Source organism: Scytonema sp. NUACC21 (genome assembly GCF_054684315.1).
On record NZ_BAAFZH010000101.1, the window covers coordinates 1 to 19,350 of the forward strand.

The window sequence follows — 19,350 nt, forward strand, 5'->3', positions numbered from 1 at the left end:
AAAATAAAAGCCAAATTTTTAACTCTAGACAGGGTAAGCATTTGGTGTTTATTTTCTAACAAAATGGCTGAAATCAAGATTTTTGGTAAAAGTCTTACGCTGTAACCATTCTAGATTATTCTCTCCCGAAAGTGATAAAAGAGGGTTAGGGAGCGCACTGTCATGAGCATTTTTACTGATATGTTTAGCTCCAGTGTGGAGAGTCTTAAGACAGTGCGGTAGCAGTGGTTGTCAACAACTGCTAATCTCAAGTGCAGTTTGCAGGAAAATACGTAAGTTATATTCCATACTAGAGTTCCCGTATCTGAGAAAGCCCGGAACTAATTTATGATTTGACTACTTCTTCACAAGATTCTCACAATCTTACATTAGCATTGAAAACACTCAGGTAAAAAAGCGAATCTTTACAAACTTGAATTCCTAAAGCTTAGGGGCAGACGATCGCTGTTTAGCCCAATCCCATGTTTAATACCACCTGATTTATCAACTCTTTGGAAGATACCTGTAATTTGAGGTGATATCATGATACATTGCCCTTGCTGCTCTGACCAGTTGTTGCGCCATATCCGCTCTCAGGGAATTTACTGGTTTTGTCCATCTTGTCGCCAAGAAATGCCGAATTTTACCAAAGAAGTCAAAGCCCTTAACTTATTAGAGAGAAACATTAAAAATCCTCGGAAAGTCGTCGAGTTTAATATAAACAGTTCGAGAAAAGTTGAAAAAGTTTTTGCTTTCGCAAAAGGGTAGGATGTACTATTTTTTTGATGAAATTTTATAAATTAACTGTTGATACTTCAATTTTGAGTATTTACCGATTTTCCCACTTCCTTTGATGCTTTGAAATTACACATAGTTAAAGGGTAGGGGTACGTCCTATTAACCAGTAGGTAATCATCGCTCCTTTACCCTTGACAAAAATTTCTCCCCGTTGCTCAAACTCCAAGCGATCCTTGAGACGTTCGTAGGTCGCAGCGCTCACTTGGATCTTACCGGGTAGCCCGTTTGATTCCATGCGCGACGCAACATTCACTGTATCTCCCCATAGGTCATAGCTAAACTTAGTTATCCCAATCACCCCAGCTACTACAGGACCTGTGTGCATACCAATCCGTAACTGTAATGATTCTTCTTTGTTGACATTGAATTGAGCCAAACACGCTTGCATATCGAGTGCCATTTGCGCTGCTTTATAGGCACTATCGGGATTTGGCGTGGGTAACCCTCCAACAACCATGTAGGCATCCCCTATAGTTTTAATTTTTTCCAAACCATGTTTTTCTGTCAATTGGTCAAACTTAGAAAAAATCTTGTTGAGAAATTCCACCAACTCACCAGGAGCTTTCTGACAGGAGATCTGAGTAAAACCTACTAAATCGGCAAAGAGCACACTCACATCTTGATACTGTTCCGCAATCAAAGTTTCTCCAGCCCGAAGGCGATGGGCAATCTGTTGAGGTAGGATATTTAATAGAAGTTCCTCAGTTTGAGCTTGTTGAAATTTCAGAGCTTCCTGTGCCAATTTACGTTCGGTAATTTCAGAGACCATGCCTTCGTAGTAAAGAAGTTTTCCTGTTGAATCCCGAACGGCACGTGCAGATTCAGAAATCCAAATCGGTGTGCCATCCTTACGACATACTAGTGATTCAAATTCAGATACGGTATGATTTTCTTTGAGCGCTGCAGTAAATTGATTGCGACGGTTGGGCTCAAAATATAACTGTCGGTTAATATCTTGTATATCCTGTAGCAATTCTTCTGGAGATGAGTAACCATAGATCTTTGCCAATGCTGGGTTGGCGCTGATATAGCGCCCTTCAGGAGTTGATTGATAAATGCCGACAATCGCATTTTCAAAAATACTGTAATAGCGTTCTTTAGCCATTCGCAGCGCTTCTTCCGCCTGCTTGCGATCGCTTATTTCTACTTGAAGATGTCGGTTTTGCTGATAGAGTAGCTTAGTTTGTTGCTGAAGAATCTTTAGGAGAAAACGCTGAGCGAGGTGATTGTTCACCCGTGCTAGCACTTCTTCCACCTGAAAGGGTTTGGTAATGTAATCTACACCCCCAACTTCAAATGCTCTGACTTTGTCTATTCCTTCATTAAGTGCGCTGAGGAAAATAACCGGAATGTCTCTTGTTTCAGGACAGGCTTTGAGTTGCTGACAAATCTCGTAACCATCGAGAGAAGGCATGAGAATATCGAGTAGAATTAAATCTGGTTGGCTTGCGAGTGCAATCTCAAGTACTGAATGTCCATTAATGACAGCTCGCGCCTCATAACCGTTTTTTCGCAAAATATCAACTAATAAGCGTAAGTTAGCAGCTATATCATCGACTACTAAAATTTCTACCTTTAAGTTGTTTGGCGTCAGTTCCATTAGCTTTACCCAAAATTAAGTAGGTCATCACAAATAAAGTTAACTAGTTAAGGCTGTCATTTGTTATTTGTCATTTGTTATTTGTGCAACTTAAAAATGAAAAATTTTATACTCGATGCTACTTTTTTAGTAACCAGTCTCTTGGGCTGTTATAGCATAAGAATCACTAATTTTTATGAAAGTTTAAACTGACACCAATAATTGCACTGGTTGATTTTATGGTAACCAAAAAAGTATAAAGGATGAAGGGTAAAGGATGAAAAATTTCTCCCTCTACAAACAGGGATGCAAGCCCCTCATTTCGCTATTAGGTATTTCATCCTCCATCCTTCGCACTTCATACTTTAGTTGACTGGTTAAGTAGGGTGCTGGCAATAAAATTACCTATGTGTTTTGGGATGTAAAAATAGCTGAAATATTTACCTATGACAAATGACAAAGGACGAATTAGAGACAAAGTTTCAAAAGTTCCCGAAAAAGTTCTATTTCAATGTGTAGATTAAGTTACTTGTTGAAATTAGCCCTAAAGTCAGTTTCTGGGGGTAGGGCTATGCCGCATAACATCATCTACATTAGGCAATACCCAGCCTGCAAGTAGCTTCTTAATCAAAAGAAAAAATATGTTTATCAAGCGATTTTCAGCATTATCACTGTTGATGGTTAGTTCCATTTTTGGATATGCAATTATGCAAATACCCGTATCAGCACAATCGAAATCTTGCCAGTATTGGGAAGTGACAGCTACATCTGTAAACGTCCGTGAAAATAACAGCATAAATTCTAAAATTATTGACACCTTACCTAAAGGCACAGTCGTAGAACTGCATGGCTGGTCTCAAGATGGAGAATGGGCTGACATTTCCACACAGCAGTATGAAGGTTGGGTTTATGCCGGCTACCTAAAATGCTATCAGCAATAATTTGGTAAATACTAAGGTTTTCAAGCTTTTTTATAACCTGGTTACAAGGGTTTACTTAAGTTAAATTAAACCTTTCTAGATACGCTTACGTTATCAAACTAGATACAATTTTGGTGATTGTATCTAATTTTTTTAAAACCTTTAATTCACAAGGGTTTTAAGCGCTATGGATAGCAGTATAAAGGTTGGGTTGATGCAGATTACCTAAAATGCTATCAGTAATAATTCGGTTCTTGAGAGATCGGTGAATACCGAAGGGGAATAGAGTTGTAAACAATCGTTAACTTTTAGAAGATTTGAGGACAAGTTTAACATTTCAGTATTGACCATTAAATTTTACCAAACCATAATGGACTAAGTTTTTGTATACTTACGTCTACATCTCTCGGGATAAACCACGAGAGTTGTTGGGGTTCTGAGCCAACTTACGTTGGATAGCTGTCAGTTGTACAAAAATTTCGGCTCTTTAAACTACTCTCTTTCCGCTCTAAAATTACCGATTTTTATAGGTAGGGTTATGGCACATATTTGCTGTTGTGCGGCATAGCCCACCCTACGTCTTCTCGTTAAATCGAAGTAGATTGATGGCACATGTTTGCTGTTGTGGGGCATAGCCCTACCTACGTCTTGAGGGAATCTTCTGACGTGAAGGGAGTAGATAAGTTTTGATATTAAAAATCAATATCAATACGTAATATATTATTTTGAGAGGAAATTATGAGTTCTTTACAGGTATTAAATCAAGGTATTGCATTAGCTAAAACTAAACTGCGAGAAAAAGCGCAAGAGCCTGGGTGGAGAGACTTACTGACAAAAGCATTTGATAATTTAACTTCATTGTCTCAAGTTGAGAGTTTAACTGAATCGTGGAGTTTGGGAGATTTTAGTAATTTTCCTCACATTGAAATCGTCAGTTCAGATATCTTGCTAAATGCCAATGCGGCATATGCAGCTAGTTTGGATACAATTTATATTTCGCAGGATTTTCTTGAAAAATATAGCAACCGACCGGAAGATATTGCATCGGTTTTATTAGAAGAAATTGGTCATTCCCTAGACAACACTTTAAATGTTGACCTTGATAGTTCAGGGGATGAAGGAGCAATTTTCTCAGCATTAATTCAAGGAAAAACTCCAGATGCTCATCTACTGCAACAATTACGAACAGAAGACGATCGCATTTTAATTCATGTAAATGGGCAAGTTATAGCGGCAGAAGCAGAGACCGACCCTGAAAGTAACCTGTCGTTTTTAAGCCAGTCTATTCAGCCTTTATTTGAGAACATCAAAAAGGCAGTTTCAGGACAAAGTTTAAATAATCTGCCTATTTTGGGTGATGTTCCCCTTGGTAATTATGTAAACGACTTCATTACAGATACAGTTGAAAAAAGAATATTAGATGAACTCGATAAAATTACTAACAAAACCACAGCTTCCGTACAGCTAGCTTTATTTGATGCGTTAAAGCCTGAAAGCCAAGGCGGATTGGGGTTGCTGTTAGACTTAGATAATAATAGTTCGATTGATATAAATGATATTAAAACTCTCACTGACGCTAGCAGCATTGGGTTTCAATTCAAAATTGGTAAAAGCTTTACTCCCGATATTTCCTTATCCAAAAATTTAGGGTTGCCTAATTTAGGCTTTAACTTAACAGGAGGCATTGCTCCCAGTTTAGCATTTGGTTTAAATGTCGGCTTTGGAGTTGATAATACCAGTGGTGCTGATGCCTTTTTCTTCGACACATCCACCCCAGAGGAATTCCAAGTCGAACTCAACGCAAATCTCAAAGATAAAACTGCTCAACCATTAAAGTTAGAAGGTTCGCTGGGATTTCTACAAATTAGCGCCACTGACAGCGGTAGCAACCTCAATAGTAAATTTGCTGTTGACCTGACAAACACCACAAGTCAGCGGGTCAAATTCTCAAATCTTGGCAGTATCAGCCTTGGTTCTCCCAACTTCACTGCAAATGCCAACCTAAATTTACAGCTTGATACTGGCTTAGATAAAAATGGTAACTTACCATCAATTAGCGCTGACTTTAATATCAACAACTGGAATTTAGGTGCAGCTATTCCCAGTGTTGAATTTAAAAATGTTGCCCTCGACCTAGGGTCTTTTGCCAACAAGTTTGTAGGACCAACTCTCAAAGATATCCAAAGAATTACACGTCCCATTGACTCAATCCTCAGTCCGCTTGTTGAACCACTGCCGGTTATTGATTACTCATTGCTTGGTATTGCTCAACAATTTGCACCAAGTTTGATACAACCCGGTACTGAAGACTTTATCAGGCAAATTACCAAGACTCTCAAGCAGTTTAATAGTCTTGAAAGTGATGCTACGAACGGGATTAAAATTTATCTTGGTGATTTCAACGCCAATCCAAATAACTCAAACCCATCTCCGGAAGTACCAGCACAAACACTCGGAGCAAAGTCCATCTTACCGCTTGGGGAAGAACCATCCAACAGCTATGTTGACACACTCAAAAAGCTAGAAGAAGAAGATGGTATTAAGTTTCCGCTTTTGACCGATCCAACCAAAGCTTTTAATTTGCTGTTGGGTCAAAATGTGACTCTTTTTGAGTACAATCCACCTGGATTAAAGTTTGAGACAGGTACACTAGGTTCCGGTATTATTCCTCCTATTCCTGTTTTTGGACCAGTTGTCATTCAGATTTATGCAAAAGCTGGTGCAAGTGCTCAATTTGGATTTGGTTATGATGCACAAGGATTAATTGATTTTACAAAAAATAACTTTCAAAATCCTGTCGATCTAACGAACGGCTTTTTCCTCAGTAAACCAGAGAATAAAGGTTATTTCACTATATTTGGAGAAATTGGTGCAGCTGCCGCAGTGAATCTCGCCGTTGCTGAACTTGAGGTCGGCGGAGGGCTAAGAGCTACAGTTGAATTAGGTCAAAATTCTCCTTCTAAAGTACGGGGAAGCGAACTCTATGAAGACCCTCTGTGCTTGTTAGCACCTAGTGGAAATTTAGCTTTAATTATCTTTGGGTCTGTGACTCTCGACCTGGGCTTTTTTAGCTTTTCAAAACGTTTGGATTTAGCCAATATCAACCTCCTCGACTTTAGTACGGGGTGCGATCCAAACGATGAGCACTTTAACGTTGAAGACCCCGAACCTGACCCAGCAACTGAAGAGTTTTTAAAAGCACAAGGGGTGATTGACCGGAAGGGTACAAATAATGGTGAGACCATCACGGTTCAATATCTTTCCGGTAATAAAAAGGATGGAAACGAATCCGTACTGCTGTTGGGACTCGATTTTCCAGAAGGGAAACCCCCAGGAAAACAATACGACTTTCTTAAGGCAATTGTCATTGATGGGCGTGGGGGCGATGACACTATTACCCTGACCGATGGCGTTGATGTGTCCGCTCAACTTAATGGTGGAGAAGGGAACGACATTATTATTGGTGGAGCAGGGACTGATTTCTTAACTGGGGGAGCAGGTAGCGATCGCCTCGATGGCAAAGCAGGAAATAACACCACCAGCTATACGGATGCTCCAAAGGGAGTCATAGTTAACTTAGCCGCAAACATAGCCACAAAAGACGGTTACGGTACGATTGACTTGCTTCAAAATATTCAAAATGTTGAAGGGTCAGCATTCAGAGATATTATCACCGGCAGTGCAGAGAAAAATTTCATTGATGCAAACGAGGGTAACGACGACATTTTTGCAGGTGAGGGCGATGACGTTCTTCTTGGTGGTGCGGGACGGGATATTCTAGATGGCGGCGCAGGAGTGGATACAACAACATATTTAACTTCTCCTGGTGGAGTTTCTGTGAACCTCCCTACTGGTAAAGCTTTTGGTGGTGACGCGGAAGGCGATAAGTTAACCTCTGTTGAAAACGTCCACGCCACTGTTTATGATGATGTCCTCATTGGTAATAATTCTGATAACGCTTTAGGTGGCTATGAAGGCGATGACAAATTAGAAGGTGGTGGAGGTGAAGATTTATTAGATGGTGGTGGCGGTAATGATACAGCTATCTACCGCAATTCTAATGCTGGTGTGAATGTCAGTCTGAAAACTGGTGCAGGTTCGGGTTCTGATGCTGAAGGCGATGAATTAGTCAAAGCCAAGATTTTGGACAAAGATAAAAAACCTGTTGAAACAGAATACAACTCCATTGAAAATCTCATTGGTTCTAACTATAACGACACCCTTGAAGGCGACATTGGTGACAACAAACTAGAAGGGTTAGCAGGTGACGATACCCTCAAAGGCGAAAGCGGCGACGATACTCTCATTGGCAGTGCAGGTGCAGATAGTTTTGATGGTGGACTCGGTATTGATTGGGCAGATTACAGCGAATCTCCTAATGGAGTGAATGTCTCTCTTCAAGGGGTTGGTTCTGGTAGCCATGCTCAAGGGGATACTTTTGTTAACTCTTTACCTGGAATATCCACTGTTGAGAATTTACGCGGGTCAGACTTTGGCGATACCCTGACTGCAGATAATGGAGTTAACGTCATTGACTCTGGTTTAAGTAGCGGCGGTACAGATGAGGTTGATGGTGGTGGATTAGCAGATACTCTCATTGTTGACTATTCCATCCGAGATATTGGTACGGGATTGACAGGGGGTTATACCGTTGGTTCGGCAATAGCTGGAGGGTTTTTGCGGAAACGCATTCCTGGTGGTTCGGTTTTAGATGCTGTTAATTTCACTAACATCGAACGTTTAGTTGTCAAAGGAACCATGCAAGATGACTCAATTATCGGCGGTTCTGGCAATGATATTTTAATTTCTGGGGATGGTAATGACACTATCTATGGTGGTCATGGTGGTAACTTGATTCTTGCTGGTGATGGTAATGATAATGTTGTTGACCAAAACGATGTCAACCTGGAATTTAAGACTATCCCCAATAACACATTTGGCACTTTTATTGATGGCGGACGTGGCATTGATACGCTATCCATCGACCTTTCGGGTAAGGTTGCGAACCCGAACAACACGACACTGCAATACAATATTTCCCTAATTGGGCTCAATCCCTTAGTTGAAAATTCCACACAAGCGCTGGTTCTTAGTGATGGAACTGCAATTCGCAACTTTGAAATTTTCAAAGATATCAAAACTGGTGGTGGAAATGACATACTCATCCAATTAGGAACAGTTAATAATAACTTTAGTACCGGCAAAGGAAGAGATTTCGTCATTGTGGGTTTGGGAAGAGATGTTGTCGATGGCGGTATGGACTCAGATGGGATTATGATTCCGTTGTCAGCACCAACAAGCCCAGACAGTTCGGTTAATTTTCTGCAAGCACCAGAAAGTGAGAATCCAGAAACTTTAGGATTAGCAACAAATAATGAAGGGAATTATTCTGTAATAACTCCTCAAGAATTTTTCAATTCCATTGAAGATGACTTGTTAGTTATAGACTACTCAGTTGAAGATATTGGCACGGGAATGCTGGCAGAAATTCCCAATTTCAATGCTAAAAATGGAGGACGTTACTACCGCAAGAGCAGTAATGATGACAGTATTCTAGATGAAGTTAAGTTTACTAACTTTGAACGCTTCAACATTACTGGAACTAGTAAAGATGACCGAATATTTGGTGCGGATTTATATGATTTTCTGGTTGGTAATGATGGTGATGACTTAATTATAGGTAATGGTGGTACAGACCAAATCCAAGCAAGAGAAGGAAAAGATTTTGTCGTAGGTGGTATTGATGATGATATCGCTAGTGGTGGCGATGGCAATGACATCATAGTTGATGGGTGGACATTTAATACATCTCAATTTAACAGTGCTGTTGCTATTCCAGGGATTGCGATCGCTGATGGTGGTAATGATAGCTTTGATGGTGGCACTGGTGATGATGCCATCAATGGTGGTACTCAAAACGATCTACTCAGCGGTGGAAACGATAACGATACCCTAGTTGGTGGTCAAGGTAACGATACTCTACAAGGTGACAGTGGTAATGATATCTTAATAGGAATTAATTTTGATGTAGGAAATTACACGGAAATTAATTCGGAAATTGATACTTTAAGTGGTGGTAGCGGTGCAGATGAATTTTGGTTGGGTGAGGGGACGTTTGTCTATTATGACGATAGCAACAGTCGTACCGTAGGAGACAATACTTACGCTTTCATTACCGATTTTAATGCTTCAGAAGGAGATATTCTCCAATTACAAGGTACTAAAGAAAATTACATCACTCAACTTGACAATAATTCCATTAAAATTTATCGGAAAGATGCCCAGACAGCCCCATCTAGCGATTTGATTGGAATTCTCCAAGGTGTCACTGATTTTGATTTGAGTGCTAGTTATGTGCGTTACGTTAATGACCCCACAACTGCACTCAATGTCTTACAAAAATTTAATTTTACCCAAAATTCAAATCTAGGTTCTCAAGCAAACATCACCAATCAGATACAACCTCAATCTCCTGACGCACCTCCACCAGTGGGCAGCCAGAACTTCAAGGTAGAAAGTGCAGATATTCAACCACTGTCTTCGTTGGGAGCAACTGCAGATTTTGCGATCGCACAAGATGGGGATGGCGATCGATTGCTCAGCAAATTACTAGGAAATACCAACGGCTTGAGTAACTTTAAGGTAAAACTCAAAGGTGATAGCCGTGCTTTTGGTACTTTCCAAAATGACCCCTTTGGTTTGGGTGAAGGGATAGTCCTCAGTACTGGTAAAGTTGTTGATTTATCTGGTAAAAATACGGCTGATGGTGGTTTTTCCCCCGGTACTAATGTTTCCTTAAAGTTTGAGAAACTTGACGGTGTAACAGGTAATCCCAGCAACGCAGCAACTGCTGTCTACCGTGCTGATTTAACTAATTTGGGATTTGACCTCAAATCTTTAACAATTGGTGATGGTGGTGTCATTGGTGGTAGCGATGGACGATTTACTGGATTCGATCTAGATGGAATTAAAATCAGCAATACCAAGATTACTAACGCTGCCGATATTCAAAATTTACCCAGCCTGGATGTCTTTGATTTTAGTCCCATAGGAACTATCTTTACACCGGGCAACCAACGGCCACCAACCGATCCAGCCAACCCAGATTTATTTGCTACCACCAACGGCACCATTAATAATGGTATTGCCAATTTAGGAAGTTTTGATGCGGTGGCTACTACTGGTAGTAGCGCCAATGGTTATGTGAGTTTGGGAAATTTAGGGAAAGCTGGCTTTAACTTAAGACAGTCGCTGGCTTCAGGAGAACCTCTTTATCTTTATATTGGTGAAGTTGGCGATAATGGTGAAATCGCAGGCGGTAATATTACTGTTTCCAATCGCGAAGTCAACAGCTTAAACGACCTCAGTCAAGATTTTGGTTTACCAGGTACAGCAGATGATGCTATTTCGATGGAAATAGAATTTGATGCTGATGCCAATACGCAATATGTATTCTTCCAATTTGCGTTTGGTTCGGAAGAGTTGGCTGAATACGCAGGTAAGTTCAACGATGCTTTTAGTTTAGAGCTCAATGGCTTTAATATGGCGCGGTTGAGCGATGGAGATACTGTCACCATTAATAATCTAGCCAAAAATCCCTTTGCCTCCTCATATCATCCTGACTTAATCTACAACCCAGTTGAAACTGGTCCTGCTAGCAGTCAAACAAAGTTAGATGGCTACACCAAACCTTTGACTTTTGTTGGAGTTGTTGAGCCCAATTCCCGTAACAAATTAGCCATTAATGTTAAAGATAACCGGGATGGTTTATTAGATTCTGCTGTCTTTCTTAAAGCTGGAACTTTCAGTATTACTGCACCTCAACCCCTAGACGGAACCAAGCCGGGAGTCAGTATCAAGCCAGAAGATGGCAAAGATACGGTTACAATTACTGAAGGTGGCGAGACGGGTACTATCAATATAGTACTTAATACTATTCCCAGTCAGCCTGTCACAATTACTGTTGAACCCAGCCCTCAAGTCGATTTAGGTAATGGTTCAGGTAAACCGATAACGATTACCTTTACTCCCACTGATGCTTACATTCCCCACACCGTAACTGTTTCCACGGCGGATGATGGTATTCAAGAAGGTACCCAGACTGAAACAATCAAATTTACCGCTAGCAGTGCCGACCCCAATTACAATGGTGTTGTCATTCCTCCCCTAAACATACAAGTCAACGATGCAATTGGTGGGGGTGGGACATCAGGTGGTGATGGAGGTACTGGTACTGGTACTGGTGGAGGTACTGGTACTGGTGGGGGTACTGGTACTGGTGGTAAATCGAGTGTAACTGCAACTGCGAATGATTTGTTGTTCGTTTCGGGAAGTGGTTCCCAGGTTGAATTAGAATTTGCCCTTGAGAAAAATAACAGTAAGTTAGTCAACGAAGTGGGTGTGTTTGTCGTGGATAACGATAAAGGCGAAATCAACGGTATTGCACCCGGTCAACCAGGCTATTTGCAAGCAGCAATGGCACGTTCTCAAGTTCTTCTCTCTACATTGGCAAATAATCCCTCTCCCGATCTACAAGGAATTCGCAAGCTGAATTTTAACTCTGGTTCTTACCTCAGCTTTTATTTAGTACAAAATGCCAGTACTGATGAAGTTAAAGCGAGTTTAGCTGCTCAAAGACCTACTCCCAATGTCTTTTTCTCCTCGAATTTGGCAAATATTGATAACTTTGACCACCTGCAAATAAATAATCTGAATGATGGTGGATTGTCTGTTAAGTGGGAAGACGAAATGGGTGGGGATAACGATTTTGATGACTTAGTCTTAAAGGTTAAAATCAGCGATACCCCTCTCACCCTTGGGACAAAACTACAAACAGAACGCGAACTTATTGACTTGCGGGAAGTGACAGGTGCGATCGCAACTCGTTTTACGGTAAACAGTGAAGCGGCTTACAAGAATTCTGTTGGTTTTTATACTATTGACGACGAAAGCGGACGCATTGGAAATCTCAAACCGGGAGACGCAGGCTATATGGAAGCTGCATTCCAACGCACTATTATCAACTTGAGTGGGGATGCAACAAATATAACCGGGCAGATGAATGGCGATACGCTGATTGCGCCGTACATTATCGCCAACGGTACTATCGAGCAAGTTCGCGCTCAAAATCCAAATAATGTGTTAAGTACTGGTCCACTTGCGTACTTTGCCTTTACCGAAGCCAACACCGACAAAGCGGATCATATTCGCTTGCTTGGGGATAATAAATTCGGTTTCGAGGATCTTTATGGCGGAGGCGATCGCGACTATAACGATATGGTTGTACAAGTGAATTTTACAAGCAATGGAGGTTTAGGAAACTTAACGCAACAAATGCCTGCTTCATCTCAACTTTTCGGATAAATTTAGGGATTTTCAAGAAGTAAACTACCCCGGAATGTGGGACGGGCATCCTCGCCCGTCTTATATGAGTAGTAGCGGGCGTCCTCGCCCGTCTTAAATAAGTGGCGGGCGTCCTCGTCCGCACCACAAGAAATTTTAGGAGGTTTTTATACTTTGCTATCTATACTGATTGCAACGAACAGGCGATCGCGAGTTGGGCGTGTTGCAAAAGAGTCTCCTGATTGAGACAATAAGGTTTGTATTGAGGAGTTTCAGCAAGTAGCTTTTCAACTCGTACCCGAGATGCTTCGACTAATGATTCAGAGAGACTACCATCAAGAAGTGAATTTGAAAAATCTTGAGCAATCCTGTTAGTTTTTTCAGAAGATGACGCGGGTAGGTTGCGAGATACAATAAACAGATCGCAACCTGCATGGAAAGTTTTTGCTATTGTATCGGTGTGAGTGTACATATCAGAGACAGCTTTCATATCCAAATCGTCAGACACGACAACTCCCCCAAAACCAAGTTCCTCTCGAAGGATGGTACCCAAGATAGGTGCTGATAGCGTCGCAGGGACATCAGGATCTATTTTGGAAAACAAGATATGAGCAGTCATAATCATGGGGACTTGCTCAACAATCAGGGCTTTGAAGGGTATCAGTTCTCGATTACGCAGTTCATCCACAGATAGATTCAGTGCGGGCAATTCTAAGTGAGAATCAGTATTGGTATCTCCATGTCCGGGGAAATGTTTGGCACACCCAATAATTCCTGAGTCCTTAAGCCCAAGGTAATACTCCACAGCACTTTGGGCAGCAGTTTGGGGAGTGTCTCCAAAGGCACGGGGACCAATAACGGGATTTTTGGGATTGGAAAAAATATCAGCTACGGGTGCCCAAGATACATTAATACCCAGAGACTTGAGTTCTAACCCTGTAGCGGCAGCAACCTCACGGGATTTAGATTTGTAGAGCAAGGCATGGGGGAACCGAGTTATTGGTGGCGGTGTGCGATGGACGCGACCACCTTCATGATCGAGAGTGAGAAACATTGAGTCACGTTCGGTGTACTGTTTGACTTGGTCGATCAACTCGCTAAAGCTTTGCACCCAAACCTCATAAGGAGCATCAAAACGAAAGTTCTTTTGGAAAAAAACAATCCCAATTGGTTTGAATTCACTCAGTACGCGCTTGTCTTCATCATTGAGTGTAGTTCCGGAAATACCAACAATCAGATGATTTCCAAAACGCTGGAGTTCTTGTGATACAGCCATTTACTCTCCTACAGTAGTATAGTTTCGGGCATTGCTCCTCGGATTTCCCATCATCAAGAGCGATGCCCTGCCTTTTGCTTGGTAGGTACAATATGAACTACTCCACCGCTCCCGGCGGATGGAGTTTCTAGAACTTCATCGCCTACTTGGTTTTGCTTTTGGTTAGCTAAGGGCGGGAAAAGTTGCATTCTTTTCCCTCAGAGTTTCTCAACTCTGCCTCGCCTACAAAACCGTGCATGAATCTTTCGATGCACACGGCTCCTCAATGATTTGGTGTTTGTCATACATACCTCGTTACCCTTTTGGGCTTAGGCGAGTTCGAACCATAGGAGTTGAGATAGCTTCGCTACTGGCTTCAGCAAATCGCCGCTAAATACCCCTAGTTTTGTACAAGGTTTTTGTGGCTAAAACACCAATCACCTTCTACATCGATAATCTGAACACCACTACCACATCATTACTGCTGTTTCTCCAATACTGCTAGCGTAGTAGAGGCGAATACGCAAGATGTATTTGCGACCAGTCATTAATTTGATCCGGATGTAAGCGTTGCGGTCTTCACCGCTGTCGTCGTCACCTGTCAGGTAACTCAGTTCGCCGTTATTGTCTTCAAAGAGAACCATGACAGTATCTGAAGTGCCAAAAGTGCGGATTTCATAGTACCGTGTAGAATCTGGTTGGATAATAAAATTTTTCTGCTCGCCCGGTGCCAGTATTAACTTGATAGACTCAAATGGTTTGAGTTGTACGTAATCACTATCACTTAGAGGTGGGTAGAATGTTTTGACCCAAGTCTTATCCCGTTCAGATAGCCCGCCAGCAGGATTTAAGCCATTTCTGTACTTAGCTGGCTCTTTGATTAAACCGGGCTCGAATGGATAATGCATGACTGAGTCGGGGTCCCAGTTCGACCCTTGGACTGTATCTGGGTTAATTTTACGAATTATGTTATTGTAAGTTGTTGGACGAGGCCAACGGTTAGGTGGTTTGGCAAGTTCAGCGTATACGGCCTCTTCATCCCAAACAATTCCTGCATTAGGGTTTTGGTGTTCGTGAGGGAAACCCAACGTATGCCCAATTTCATGAATGGCAGTATCTATTTCACGCGGATTTTTAGTTAAGTCCCAACCAAAATTCATAGTGCGCTCATCACGTCCTAGGCCAAGGTCGATGATGTCTCTTCCTATGTAAGACCAAGCCCCATCACCCCGCTCAAACCCAATACGAATCTCTGCCTGGTCGGGTGAATTAACTTCCTTGAAAGTAAGCCCAATACCAACATTTTTCCACCTTTCAAATCCAGCTCTAACTATATCTTTTTCCTGTTCAGTCGTCGCCCACTGCTCCAAGAAATGATAATGCAAAACTGTTCCGTTAACCCATTTTTTGCCGAACAGAAGTATCAGATTAGCACGATTGGGGTTAATATCTGATGTAAAAACCCGTTCGGGCAGATCGCGTAACGCGCAATATAGGTTTTTCGAGTTTTCTGAAACTGTATGTGTATCTTCTGAACCTTGTTCTAGCTCGGTTATGTTTGTCTTTTGTAAAGTCATGATAAGTTCGATTCCTAAGAAATTCTCTACAATATCTGTTATTGCTGTGTAGGTACTACAGTTTCCCTATCTTGAAGCAATTGCACAATTCGTGTTTTGACCCAACGGCAAATTTGTTATTGAGCATAAATGAAAGCGCTATTAAGGATTAATATTCCCTGCGGCAACGGCTCTAGTTCCTTCCCTTGTCGCCCGCACTCCAGCTTCAGGTTTTATCTGACGCTCTGTTCGCGCTCAAGTTTCTTTGTCTATTGTTTGTGCCAAAACTTAATTAGGTGTATGTATTGCTTAAAATCAAAGATTTTAACTGATGTTAAGGTGCATATTTAGGCTCAATTAGAAATTTTATCTTAATAATACATATGATATGCGATAAATTAGTAAGAAGTTTGTAAATTTTTTTGAATAAAAAAGGCGCAAGGCTTTTGTGTGAATGTGTTTGTAAAGTTCGGTGTTGGTGCAGAAGGTGAGGCAACTTTCGATGATATTGTCGTTTTTCCCGCGTCGGACATGGTATATCGAAGATGAATTAGCAGTGAAAAAACTACTAAATTTTCCATCCCCACAAGTTCTTCATTTTTACTAGCTAAATTAAAGACTAGGTTCCTCGAGAACAAGGTTTGTTTTTAAGCGTATCTCTAACCCTCTATTTCTAATAACTATATTAATCTCCCCTTGGGGTCAACCAAGGGGTATTTTACTTGAGTGCAGCAAGACTCGGCAGTTTTGACGATTATATGTTTACCTGACAAAGGAGAAGGGACAGATGAGCATACCCGAACAAATAACTTTTTTTCGCTATCAAGGTATAGTGATGGCATTCAATCACAATCCGAAGGAATTTGATGACTATGCTGTCCTGTCGGTGCAGCAATGCAAGCAATACCCGCAGTTTCAGAAGATGATGGGTGCTGCTGTCAGAGACTTGGAAAATAAACAAGACGGGAAGTGGGTTTTCTCGACTACTGGTGGATGGCAACACTTCTGGCTCACCTATCCTGAAGAAGTGGCATGCGAATTGGCGCTAGATACATTATTGGTAGAGGAAAGGGAGCATCTTTTAAGCCAATAAGCCTATTCGTAACAATTCCATGCGTGTAGAGATGCGCTATTTGAAGCGTCTTTACATTAAAGGTAATTGAACAGTAAAAGTGCTACCTTTACCCAACTCACTTTGCACAATCAAGTGACCCTGGTGTGCTTTAACAATTGCCAGCGCGATCGCCAAACCCAATCCAGAACCACCAGTGCTGCGAGAGCGATCGCTATTCACACGATAAAATCTGTCAAAAATCCGCTTTTGTTCCTGGGATGGAATGCCTATGCCAGTATCTTGAACTTGAATCACGGCATAGTAGTTTTCGCTGTTTAAGATAACTGTGACTTCACCATCCGGCATCGTGTATTGAATGCCATTCACAATCAAATTAGAAATCAAACGATAAATTTGGTCTTCATCGCCCACAACTTGTAAGGGTTGCTTTGCGTGTATCTCAGATTTCAACTCTACTCGGGCATTCATTGCCAATGCTGTCAATTCCTCAACCAAATCGCTGACAATATCATTTAAGCAACAACAATTGCGTTGTATCGGTGCGGCTTGTCTATCCATACGAGCAAGGAGTAGTAAGTCAGCAACTAAAGTTATCAGGCGTTGATTTTGACGGTATATGGTAGCTAATATATCTCTTGCTTCTTTTTCATTCAAATCCCTTATTAAAAGAGCAGATTCCACCGTTGCTTGGGTTGCAGCTAGAGGGGTTCGCAACTCGTGTGCCGCATCGGCTGTAAATTGTTCTATCTGCCGATAGGATTTGTATATAGGTAACATTGCCAATCCAGACAACCACCAACTTGCCCCCCCAACCAAAATCATAGCCAGTGGCAATCCTAACAACAAAATTAATCTCACATTAGCCAGATAACTATCCACATCTTGCAGACTTCGCCCCATCTGCATATATCCCCAAAGCTCATGATTTCGGGTGTGCAACACCAGAGAAATTTGGTGATAGCGATTTCCTCTAGTATCCTCAAAATTGCGCCAAGTGATATTACCTGGTGTTACGGGTAAACCCTTTGGCTCAAAACCAGCTGTAGCGATAACCCCTCCAGAACGATCCAACAACCGGACATAGTAATTGCCTTGGTGAATTGCTCCCAGAATATGACGTTTCGGTTCTCGTGCTGGTAGGAGGTTCTTAGCAGATGGTTCTAAACGTTCGGGTTGCTTCAATTCATTTTCAATGCTGTCGTGTAAGGTTCCAGCAACCGCTTCCAATTCCCTATCCAAAGTTTGCCAGTGAGCATGAACGATCGCTTCATAGACCCCCAAACCACACAAGCCAAGTATGAAGCCCATGACAAGAGCATACCAGCTAGCCAGTCGTAAACGAGTTTGAGAAAAAAGCTTATGCTGGTTCATCAGCAGTATTGAGACGATAACCTTTACCATGAACTGTCTCAATGAGATGGGCGCTATCGACTTGTGCTAATTGTCGTCTTAGCAGGCGTATTTGGGCCGCCACAACATTACTCATCGTATCCGCACTCACCTCCCAAAGTTGATTGCGAATCTGGTCACTAGTGACAATTTGATTGGGATGCTTCATCAAATATTCTAAGAGTTGAAATTCCTTATTTGTAAGAAGAATTTCTTTTTTGTTACCATCCGCTTCAAAACGGTAAACCGTGTGGTTTCCGTAATCTAAAATTAGGTTAGCAACTTGCAGTTGTTGGGGTTGAAACTGAGGATATCGTCGCTGCAAAGCACGCAATCTCGCCAACAATTCCGCCATCCCAAACGGTTTTACCAAATAATCATCTGCACCCGCATCCAAACCGGCGACTTTATCCTCCATTCGGTCTTTAGCAGTCAGCATCAACACAGGTAAAGAATTCTTTTTAGCCCGCAACCTTTGACACAACTCCAAACCCGACAATCCAGGAAGCAACCAGTCAAAAATAGCCAGAGTATACTGCGTCCACTCTTGGTCGAGGTAATCCCATGCCTCAGAACCATTCATAACCCAGTCAACAACATATTTTTCTTGGTTTAGAACTAGCTTAATAGCAGCACCTAAATCTGGTTCATCTTCTACTAGTAAAATTCTCATAACCACTAACCACTAACCACTAACATTTTACCGATTAAAATTAAAACGTCCGTCTACCTTGTTCCCATTGATATCAGAAGTCACTCTGACCTGATATTGACCGATGGCTTTTTCAGAAAGCGTACCCTTGTAGTGTTTCCCACTAGCATCATAGGTAAGGGGAATTGTTTTCTGGGTTCCATCAGGTAACTGAACTAAAGCTGACACTTTAGCATTAGAAATTGCTGCGTGATTCTCTCCTTTTTGCAGATAAAAATCTAAATGAGTTCCACTAGCTTCTTTTACAGGAACAAACTCCATATGATAAGCTCCTGTTTCCACAATAGTCCCTCCATGAGATTCACCGTGTTGCCCCTCTGTTTTTTTAGCAGCCTCCGGTGAAGCTGGTGGAACTGAAGGCTGAGTGTTTGCCGTGAAGTTAGACTGACTTTGTTCTGTAGAAGATGTTGATTGACTGCTGTTTGAAGTGGCTACTGGATTATTGTTACTACAAGCCCCTAAGAAAAGCGTTCCTATAGCGCCTAAAGCAATCAAGCTGGATTTTAATGATTTCATAAGATGTTTCCTTTCCTATTTAGTCAAGCTAATAAAAATATGTGAAATAATGTAAAGTTGATATCTTTTTGCAGTAAACTCTCAGCGATCGCCTTATTTAGTTTTGCAAATAAAAATGAAATTTCGATGAAATATGTCTCGTAGGTTGGGGAGCAACTGTGTTGTGGGAGTTCCCCCCATTGAAGCAAGTGGCGTTTGAGGAACTCTACCCAACATTTAAAGTATGAAG

The 19,350-nt window shown here is 41.5% G+C and carries 10 protein-coding genes; 3 read left to right on the plus strand and 7 right to left on the minus strand.

The genetic code is table 11. The annotated features are described in order from the left end of the window. Positions 1-853: 853 nt before the first annotated feature. Positions 854-2,377: an adenylate/guanylate cyclase domain-containing protein gene (locus ACYRY3_RS32600; protein WP_460205812.1), complete on the minus strand. Its 1,524-nt coding sequence runs from the start codon at positions 2,375-2,377 to the stop codon at positions 854-856. 620 nt (positions 2,378-2,997) lie between these two features. Between ACYRY3_RS32600 and ACYRY3_RS32605 the strand changes: the two genes are divergently transcribed. Further along, complete coding sequence (locus ACYRY3_RS32605) at positions 2,998-3,297, plus strand: SH3 domain-containing protein (RefSeq protein WP_460205813.1); 300 nt, start codon at positions 2,998-3,000, stop codon at positions 3,295-3,297. Between the two features lie 717 nt (positions 3,298-4,014). Further along, positions 4,015-12,639 (plus strand): choice-of-anchor L domain-containing protein, encoded by an 8,625-nt coding sequence (locus ACYRY3_RS32610; RefSeq protein WP_460205814.1) that lies wholly within the window; start codon positions 4,015-4,017, stop codon positions 12,637-12,639. Positions 12,640-12,799: 160 nt separating this feature from the next. On the opposite strand, the gene ACYRY3_RS32615 is transcribed toward ACYRY3_RS32610, so the two are convergent. The 3 genes from ACYRY3_RS32615 to ACYRY3_RS32625 all read right to left on the minus strand — a co-directional run bounded on the left by ACYRY3_RS32615 (position 12,800) and on the right by ACYRY3_RS32625 (position 15,450). After that, the gene (locus ACYRY3_RS32615; protein ID WP_460205815.1) at positions 12,800-13,894 is read right to left on the minus strand and encodes a glycoside hydrolase family 3 N-terminal domain-containing protein; all 1,095 of its coding nucleotides are present in this window, start codon (positions 13,892-13,894) and stop codon (positions 12,800-12,802) included. 53 nt (positions 13,895-13,947) lie between these two features. Further along, on the minus strand, positions 13,948-14,082 hold the full coding sequence (locus ACYRY3_RS32620; protein ID WP_460205816.1) for a hypothetical protein: 135 nt from the start codon (positions 14,080-14,082) through the stop codon (positions 13,948-13,950). A 258-nt stretch (positions 14,083-14,340) separates the two neighbouring features. Further along, on the minus strand, positions 14,341-15,450 hold the full coding sequence (locus ACYRY3_RS32625; RefSeq protein ID WP_460205817.1) for a M12 family metallopeptidase: 1,110 nt from the start codon (positions 15,448-15,450) through the stop codon (positions 14,341-14,343). 766 nt (positions 15,451-16,216) lie between these two features. Between ACYRY3_RS32625 and ACYRY3_RS32630 the strand changes: the two genes are divergently transcribed. Further along, a complete protein-coding gene (locus ACYRY3_RS32630) occupies positions 16,217-16,522 on the plus strand; it encodes a hypothetical protein (RefSeq protein ID WP_460205818.1) in 306 nt (101 codons plus the stop codon). Positions 16,523-16,573: 51 nt separating this feature from the next. On the opposite strand, the gene rppB is transcribed toward ACYRY3_RS32630, so the two are convergent. The 3 genes from rppB to ACYRY3_RS32645 are packed head-to-tail and all read right to left on the minus strand — an operon-like array spanning position 16,574 to position 19,121. Then, a complete protein-coding gene (gene rppB, locus ACYRY3_RS32635) occupies positions 16,574-17,875 on the minus strand; it encodes a two-component system sensor histidine kinase RppB (protein WP_460205973.1) in 1,302 nt (433 codons plus the stop codon). Beyond that, positions 17,862-18,566 (minus strand): two-component system response regulator RppA, encoded by a 705-nt coding sequence (gene rppA, locus ACYRY3_RS32640; RefSeq protein WP_460205819.1) that lies wholly within the window; start codon positions 18,564-18,566, stop codon positions 17,862-17,864. Before rppA ends, rppB begins: the two co-directional genes overlap by 14 nt. A gap of 27 nt (positions 18,567-18,593) precedes the next feature. Then, complete coding sequence (locus tag ACYRY3_RS32645) at positions 18,594-19,121, minus strand: hypothetical protein (protein WP_460205820.1); 528 nt, start codon at positions 19,119-19,121, stop codon at positions 18,594-18,596. Positions 19,122-19,350 lie beyond the last annotated feature (229 nt).